At 50.0% G+C, this 8052-nt stretch carries 7 protein-coding genes; 6 read left to right on the plus strand and 1 reads right to left on the minus strand.

Features of this window, described 5'->3' with window-relative positions:
• Window positions 1-52: 52 nt before the first annotated feature.
• The 5 genes from VFS25_RS02055 (at window position 53) to VFS25_RS02075 (ending at window position 6495) form a co-directional block, all read left to right on the plus strand.
• A complete protein-coding gene (locus tag VFS25_RS02055) occupies window positions 53-1096 on the plus strand; it encodes a sensor histidine kinase (RefSeq protein WP_326460445.1) in 1044 nt (347 codons plus the stop codon).
• Window positions 1096-1806: a LytTR family DNA-binding domain-containing protein gene (locus tag VFS25_RS02060; protein ID WP_326460446.1), complete on the plus strand. Its 711-nt coding sequence runs from the start codon at window positions 1096-1098 to the stop codon at window positions 1804-1806. The genes VFS25_RS02055 and VFS25_RS02060 overlap by 1 nt, the downstream gene beginning before the upstream one ends.
• A 140-nt stretch (window positions 1807-1946) precedes the next feature.
• Entirely contained in the window at window positions 1947-4592 is a 2646-nt protein-coding gene (locus VFS25_RS02065; protein WP_326460447.1) for a TonB-dependent receptor, read from the plus strand.
• Window positions 4593-4737: 145 nt separating this feature from the next.
• Window positions 4738-5628, plus strand: a complete 891-nt coding sequence (locus VFS25_RS02070; RefSeq protein WP_326460448.1) for a helix-turn-helix domain-containing protein — start codon at window positions 4738-4740, stop codon at window positions 5626-5628.
• Between the two features lie 129 nt (window positions 5629-5757).
• Window positions 5758-6495 (plus strand): SDR family oxidoreductase, encoded by a 738-nt coding sequence (locus tag VFS25_RS02075; protein ID WP_326460449.1) that lies wholly within the window; start codon window positions 5758-5760, stop codon window positions 6493-6495.
• Window positions 6496-6504: 9 nt separating this feature from the next.
• Here the strand turns inward: VFS25_RS02075 and xth are convergent, their stop codons facing one another.
• Entirely contained in the window at window positions 6505-7278 is a 774-nt protein-coding gene (xth, locus tag VFS25_RS02080; protein WP_326460450.1) for an exodeoxyribonuclease III, read from the minus strand.
• Between the two features lie 184 nt (window positions 7279-7462).
• Here xth and VFS25_RS02085 point away from each other — a divergent pair, with 184 nt between their 5' ends.
• Window positions 7463-7825, plus strand: a complete 363-nt coding sequence (locus VFS25_RS02085) for a hypothetical protein (RefSeq protein WP_326460451.1) — start codon at window positions 7463-7465, stop codon at window positions 7823-7825.
• Window positions 7826-8052: the final 227 nt, after the last annotated feature.

Raw genomic sequence — 8052 nt, forward strand, 5'->3', positions numbered from 1 at the left:
AATTTCGTCGCATAAGCTGCGCGCATTAACCGCTAACTGTTATATTGCGGCCATGAATGATGAATGGTATACGAAAAAGTGGGTGGTGCTGTGCCTGCACATTCTTTTCTGGGGCCTGTTTTTTGTATTCCCTTACATGCTGCGCCCTGTGATGGATGACGAAGCAGGGCCGCACCGGCTGATAGATGACAGGGGCTTTCATTACCTGCACCTGCTGAATAACCTCATGCGCATGCTGCTGTTTTATGCCAATGCCTTCCTGTTCATTCCAAAGCTTATTTACCGTAAAAAATATATCGGGTACATGCTGGTGCTGATGGCAGCGCTGTGCATCATGCTGGCCTGGGACCATCTTTTTTTCACCTTGCTGATCTCGGGGCTTACCTATAAAACATGGAACTTCTTTGTATTTAACCTGCCTGTTTTCATCTTTATTATTGTTGCCAGCGCTGCTTTCCGGATGATCCGCGACCGCATGGAGGCCCGGCAGCGCGCCAAAGAGCAGGAAACCGAGCACCTGCGCACCGAGCTGGCTTTTTTACGGTCGCAGGTAAGCCCGCATTTTATGTTCAATGTGCTGAACAACATGGTGGCGCTTGCGCGTAAGAAATCAGACGTGCTGGAGCCTTCGCTGATAAGGCTCTCCTCCCTGCTGCGTTACATGCTGTATGAAACGCATGCCGACAAGGTGCTGCTGGAAAAAGAGATAGAATACCTGGAGAGCTACATTGAGCTGCAAAGGCAGCGCTTTGGCAAAAAGGTAAAGATAGCGGCCTGCATTCAGCAGCGGGATTACGGCTATACCATTGAGCCCATGCTGCTGATACCATTCGTGGAAAATGCCTTTAAGCACGGCACCGGCCTTATCCCCGACGCGCAAATATCCGTTCATTTAACCGTGCAGGCGGGCAGCCTGGAGTTTTCCGTGAGCAACCGGTATAACGACCGGGCGCAGGAGCCGAAAGACAAAACTGCCGGCATAGGCCTTGCGAACGTAAGGAGGCGCCTTAACTTATCATACGGTAACAACCATACGCTGACGATTGATAAAAAGGATGGCGTTTTTACCATATTACTTCACCTTAACCTGCATTAATGCTACGCTGTATTGCCATAGACGATGAAGAGCTGGCGCTGGAGCTGCTGGAAGACAACATACGCAAAGTGCCGTACCTGCAGCTGGTAGCTACCTGCAGCGATCCGCTGGAGGCGGTTAAAGTGATGCAGGAACAGGCCATTGACCTGGTTTTCCTTGACATACAAATGCCCGGCTTAACCGGGCTGCAGCTGATACAAAGCAGCCATTCGCCCTGTATGTTCATCCTGATCACAGCATATGAAAAATACGCGCTCGAAGGTTTTAACCTGAACGTAGTGGATTACCTGCTGAAGCCCGTAGAGCTGGACCGCTTTATCAAAGCCTGTAATAAGGCCTTTGAGCTGCAGCAGCTGCGCACCGGAAGCAAAGGCAGCGGCGAGCCGGCGCCGGATTACTTTTTCGTGAACGTGGATTACAGCCTGCTGAAGGTGCTGAAATCGGATATTACGTGGATTGAAGGACTGAAGGATTATATTAAGATACACCTCAAAAGCACCACCGCGCCGGTTGTTACCCGCATGAGCATTAAAACCATTGAAGAGCAGCTGCCTGCCTTACAGTTTGCACGCATTCACAAATCGTATATAGTAGCCATTGCCGCTATTACCGCTGTAAGAAAGAACAGTGTTTTCATGGGCGCCCGCGAGCTGCCCATCAGTGAAAATTACCGGGAAAAGTTTTTCCAGCTCATCGGCCGGCCGGGCTGAGCGTTTTACCGCCTTTTTGAAGGCAGCAGCTTGCGCACGGCGTTTTCGTCGCAGTATTTTTGATACTCATCTCATTTACCGTTACCCACCGCCGCACACCCTTTAATTTTACGCTTCATTCTACCAGCAAAAAAGATCGTATGAAGCAATTACTGCTACTTTTAACCGGTGTGCTTATCATTATATTACCGGCTGCGGCCCAGCAACCCGGCAGGCCGGGCGCAGGAAAAATGCCTGCGCCGCCCAGCATCGGCCATATTTACGGAAAGCTGGTAGACAGCACCGGCAGGGGTATACAGGATGCTTCTGTAATGATACTGCAGAACCGGTTTGACAGCGCTACCAAAAAAAGAAAAGATATACTGGTGAAAGGCGTTACCACGCAGGCAAACGGCGATTTTAGCCTGGAAGGCCTGCCGGTAATGGGCCCGCTGAAGCTGGCCGTATCGGCCATCGGGTATGCGCAGTACCAGCAAACCGTTTCGTTCCAGCCGAAAATGCCCGCCGGCGGCGCTCCCGCCAATAAAGGCCAGGCGCCGGACATGGCCGCCCTGGCTGGCAACTTTGATAAAGATCTCGGCAATATTACCCTGCACTCCACCATCAAACAGCTGGCCGGCGTGGTGGTAACCTCTACCGCCCCTACGCTGAAAATGGATATTGACAAAAAGGTGTTTAATGTTACACAAAACATCGTAAGCGCCGGCGGCACTGCTGTGGATGTAATGAAGAACGTGCCTTCCGTGAATGTGGATATAGATGGCAATGTTACGCTGCGCAACGCCACACCGCAAATTTATATTGACGGCCGCCCTACTACCCTTACACTGGACCAGATACCGGCAGATGCAATAGAAAGCGTGGAAGTGATCACCAACCCATCAGCCAAATACGATGCTTCGGGCGGCAACGCGGGCATACTGAACATTGTGCTGAAAAAGAATAAGAAAAGCGGCTATAACGGCAACCTGAGCGCGGGCATTGACAAGCGCGGCGGGTTAAATGGCGGCGCCAACGTGAATGTACGGCAGGATAAGATCAACCTTTCACTGGCTGCTTTTGGCAACCAGATGAGGAACCGCAATACCGGCACCACCGATATACGCAGCCTTTTAACAAACGATCCGCTGCTGGTTAACCAGGAAAATAAAACCCGTATGGGCGGCGGCTTCTTATTTGGCCGCCTGGGGCTCGATTACTTTGTTACCAACCGCACCACCCTTTCCATTGGCGCTATAAAAGTACATGGCAACATGAGCCCCACCGATATGCTGGAGGCCGACAGCGCCTATGAAGGCGGCTCTCACATCAGCTACAGCCAGAGAAACACCAGCAATAAACGGGCGTTTAACGCAACCGGCCTGCAGGGCGGTTTTAAATACCAGTTTCCCAAACAAGGGGAAGAACTGACGGCAGACGCCACCTTTTTCTCCGGCAAAGGCAACAACAGCGCTTTGTATAATACAGACGTTTATGCTACCGAAGGCGGCGCCCACACCGGCAATACCCTGCAAAAAATACTGGGCAGCGGCACTAACCAGTTCTTTACCATTCAAACAGATTATGTGAAGCCCTTTAAAGGCAGCTCCAAGCTGGAAGCCGGCGCCAGGGTGCAGCTGCGTAAGATGAGCAACAACCAGCAAAACTATTATTATAATGCGGCCGGCGGGGAATATCAGCTGGTGCCATCCGCCACCAGCAATTATAAGAATAAAGACAATGTGTATGCGGCCTATGTTTCCGTTACCAGCGCTATTAAAGATTTCGGCTACCAGGTAGGGCTGCGCGCAGAACGGTCGGACTATACCGGTGAACTTACCGATACCAAACAACAGTTTGTAAACAACTATCCCATCAGCCTTTTCCCATCGGTGTTCCTGAGCCAGAAACTGAAGCACCAGCAGGAAGTGCAGCTGAGCTATACCCGGCGCATTAACCGCCCGTTTTTTATGCAGCTGATCCCTTTCATTGACTCTACCGACCAGCTAAACTGGACCCGCGGTAATGCAGGCCTGAAGCCGGAGTTTACCAATTCCGTGGAAGCGTCTTATTCCAAACAGCTCAAGGGTAACAATACCATTATGGCGTCTGTGTATTATAAATATTCCACCGACCTGATTACCCGTTTCCTGGACACGGTTACCACTGCTGCCGGCATTCAGCACCCGGTAAGCACGTATGTGAACGCCAACTCCAGCCGTTCCCTGGGCGCGGAGCTTACTTCACAAAACACACTTACGCAGTGGCTGGATATTAATACCAATGTGAACATCTACAATTCAAGGATCAATACCGATAATATTATTGGCACATCACAAGACGCCATGTGGAGCTGGTTTGCCAAAATGAACAGCAATTTTAAGCTGCCTAAAAACTTTAAGCTGCAGCTGTCAGGCACCTACCAGTCCAAAACCAACCTGCCGGTGAATAACAACAGCGGCCGTGCGCCGGGCGGCCCTCCTCCCCCGGGCGGCGGGGCACAAAGCGCAGCGCAGGGTTATATTAAATCCAACTACGGGATAGACGCGGCTTTACAAAAGAGTTTTTTAAAGAACAATGCCCTGTCGGTTACCTTTAGCGTAAATGATATTTTCCGCACCCGCCGGTTCGACCAATATTCCGAAAGCAGCTTTTATATACAGAACAGCCACCGGCTGAACGATCCTCCCATGCTGCGCCTGAACATTGCTTACCACTTCGGCCAAATGGATATGTCGCTTTTCAAGCGGAAAAACATAAAAGGAGAGTCCGAAGGCACGCAGGGCATGATGCAGGGGTTACAGTAGTCCCTCCATCCTATTGCGCCCGGCCATGCCCTGCCTGGTAAGCGGTACCGTACGCTGCCTGTGCCATACCGGCGCGCAGGGTACTATTTAGCGGATAATCTGATCACCGCTGTTACTTTCTTACGGTTATGCGTAATTTTATAGTATGCTTTATACTGTAGAAACCTCCATTCCAAAGTACCCTTTTGAGCCGGACAGCAAAACCGGCAATAAATTCTTCCGCATTAACAGGATTGATGCTGCGGTGAGCTATGTGCCGGAAGAGTTTCTGACGCCGCACCGGAAAGACTACTACTTTTTTGCTTTTGTAAAACAGGGCCGCAGCCGGCATTGGATAGACATGCAGCCGTATGTACTGAAGGAAAACACCTTTTACTTTACGGTTCCCTACCAGGTGCACATGAAGGAAGCCGCCCATCCCATGACCGGTATTGTTTTCAGCTTTACGCGGGAATTTTTGCTAACAGACGGCAACGATTTTCTAAAGAACCTGCCCATTATCCAAAACACCTATAACGGGCACGAGCTGCAGCTGGATGAAAAAGACCTGGCCTTTGTGGAAGATATACTGGGAAAGATATACGCAGAATACCATACGGCCAATGAATGGCAGCAAACCATGCTGGTAAGCTATGTAAAAGTGCTGCTGATTTATTTAAGCCGTTTATACACCGCACAGTTCAGCGGAACGGATAGTGCGCCGGACCGGCAGGTGCTGAAAAAATACCTGTCCCATATTGAAGGCGCCTACACCCACATGCACGAAGTAGCCGCCTATGCGCAGCTGATGAACATTTCTGCCGGGCATTTAAGCGAAGTAGTAAAGGAGCAAAGCGGCAAGCCGGCCATTGTGCATATTCATGAACGCATAATGCTGGAAGCCAGGCGCCTGCTTTTCCACACAGACCAGTCCATTAAAGAAGTTGCTTTTAACCTGGGATTTGAGGATGCGGCCTATTTCAACAGGTTCTTTAAACGGCTGGCCGGCCAAACACCGGTGCAGTACCGCACCACCATCCGCGAAATTTACCATTGAAACCGCGTGAAGTGCAGTTTTGGTATTACAGGCAAAAATAATTTTGCAGTGTAATATGAACGGCTATGATAAAACCTTCATTTTATCATGGCAGGTTCCATCTGAATGCTAAAAAATAAAGATCAACAGATGCAAACAGTACTTATCACAGGCGCCAACAAGAGTATTGGCTTTGAAACCGCAAAACAGCTGGCCGCACAGGGTTATTTTGTATTCCTGGGCAGCCGCGATATTAAAAAGGGTGAGGCAGCAGCAGATCAACTGAAGGCTGCAGGCTACAGCCAGGTACAGGCTGTACAGATTAACGTAGCAGATCCTGCATCTGTAGCAGCTGCAAAAGATACGGTCAGCAAGCAAATTTCATCGCTGGACATACTGATCAACAACGCAGGTATTATGGGCGGTTACCAGCAAATGCCTTCTGCCATCAGCCCCGATGTGCTGCATGAGGTATTTAACACTAACTTCTTTGGGGCTGTTCATGTTACGCAGGCGTTTATGGAGCTGCTGAAAAAATCGGGCGCACCGCGCATTGTAAATGTAACCTCCGGCCTGGCATCGCTTACGCTGCACAGCGATCCTGCCTGGAAATATTACGCCATAAAAAGCGCTGCCTACGGGCCTTCCAAAACCGCGCTGAATGCTTATACCGTGGCGCTGGCCTATGAGCTGCGCGACACTGCTTTTAAGATAAACGCAGTAGATCCCGGTTATACCGCTACGGACTTTAACCAGCACCGCGGAACCGGCAGCGTGGAAAATGCGGCCAGGATCATCGTAAAATATGCACTGACAGGCGCGGATGGCCCTACCGGTAAATACTTCAGCAATGATATAAACGGCGAAAGCGATGAAAGCCCCTGGTGAGCAGCGGGTTTAATCCGCCAGCTGGATCCATACCGGCGCATGATCGCTGGATTTTTCCCAGCCTCTTACGTCCTTATCCACGCCGCCGGCTTTCAAACGCCCGTCCAGCTGGGGGCTTAGCAGGAAGTGGTCTATACGCAGCCCGGCATTACGCGCAAAGGCATTGCGGAAATAATCCCAGAAAGTATAGATCTTTTCATTGGGGTACAGCTTGCGGATAGCGTCTGTCCAGCCCTGGTCAACCAGGTTTTTGAAAGCTTCGCGCACCTCCGGCCTGAAGAGGGCATCATCCTTCCAGCTTTCGGGTTTATATACATCCATCTCAGTAGGCATTACGTTGTAATCGCCGGTGAGCACTACAGGCGTACCCTTAGCCAGCAGCTGCTTTGCATGCTGGTGCAGGCGCTCAAACCAGTTCAGCTTGTAATCATACTTAAGGCCCGGGGCAGGGTTGCCATTGGGTAAATACAGGCAGCCGATGGTAATGCCGTTTACCATAGCTTCGATATAACGGCTATGCATATCTTCCGCATCGCCGGGCAGCACGCGGCAGATCTCTACGGGCTTTCCTATGCGTGACAGGATGGCTACGCCGTTCCAGCTTTTTTGCCCGTGCCATATGGCTTCATAGCCTGCATCTGCAATGGCCTGTTCCGGGAACTTTTCCTGCGGAGCTTTCAGCTCCTGTAAGCAAGCCACATCCGGCGCTGTTTCGTTTAACCAGCGGAGCAGCACCGGTAAGCGGCCGTTTACGCCGTTGACATTATAGGTTGCTATTTTCATGGAGTTTAATGATTAAACAGATATGGATTAAAGTTAAGTATTACAACGCAACAACAAAACATGGTGGTAATACTGCTAATCCCTGCGCAGCAGTAAATACTGCCTTGCGTTTATAGATCAAAATCGTTATATTGTTTGTGAAACCCGGGCAATTGCGGCTATCCTCAAATTAAAAAATCCAGTTATGAAAACACTCGTAACCCTTTTCTTACTGTGCCTGCTGGGCGCTTTTCCGCAACAAAAAATTCAGGCAGAAACCCAACATGCCAGTAAAAAGTTCAGCATTGGGCTGAATGTATTTAACGGTACTACAGACAACAGTTCTTTTTACCTGTATGGACCTACCCCGCTCAGCGCCACCATGGAAGCAGGAACATCCAGGTCTTTCGGGCCGCTGGACCCAGGCACTTATACTATTAATGTTTATGCCTCCGCTCCCGGTTCACATACATTTACCTTTAACGGTACCTCTATTACCACTAGTACGGGATATGCCACGTTCAGCAACGTTAGCATTACTTATACGTCTTCCCTTTCCATTTATTAATTCGTGCAATAAATACTGCAATGCCAGCACCCGCATTATTATTTACGGGTAGTTGTAGTTGCCGCCGGCATTGCAGATAAGCGAATAATTGAGTAGGAAGGTAGCGATTAATTCGCTACCTGTCCCCTCCAGCCACCGTACATACGGACCCGTATACGGCGGCACATCAGAATAATACAGTTGGAAGGGTACTTAACTCTTTGAGAGATAGGTACCCTTCTCTTTTT

It is taken from the genome of Chitinophaga sp. (assembly GCF_035761305.1).
In the GTDB taxonomy this organism is placed as follows: Bacteria; Bacteroidota; Bacteroidia; order Chitinophagales; family Chitinophagaceae; genus Chitinophaga.

Coding starts and splice junctions, on each gene's coding strand:
- VFS25_RS02055 (WP_326460445.1), top strand. CDS start 53: ATGAATGATGAATGGTATACGAAAAAGTGGGTGGTGCTGTGCCTGCAC.
- VFS25_RS02060 (WP_326460446.1), top strand. CDS start 1,096: ATGCTACGCTGTATTGCCATAGACGATGAAGAGCTGGCGCTGGAGCTG.
- VFS25_RS02065 (WP_326460447.1), top strand. CDS start 1,947: ATGAAGCAATTACTGCTACTTTTAACCGGTGTGCTTATCATTATATTA.
- VFS25_RS02070 (WP_326460448.1), top strand. CDS start 4,738: ATGCTTTATACTGTAGAAACCTCCATTCCAAAGTACCCTTTTGAGCCG.
- VFS25_RS02075 (WP_326460449.1), top strand. CDS start 5,758: ATGCAAACAGTACTTATCACAGGCGCCAACAAGAGTATTGGCTTTGAA.
- xth (WP_326460450.1), bottom strand. CDS start 7,278: ATGAAAATAGCAACCTATAATGTCAACGGCGTAAACGGCCGCTTACCG.
- VFS25_RS02085 (WP_326460451.1), top strand. CDS start 7,463: ATGAAAACACTCGTAACCCTTTTCTTACTGTGCCTGCTGGGCGCTTTT.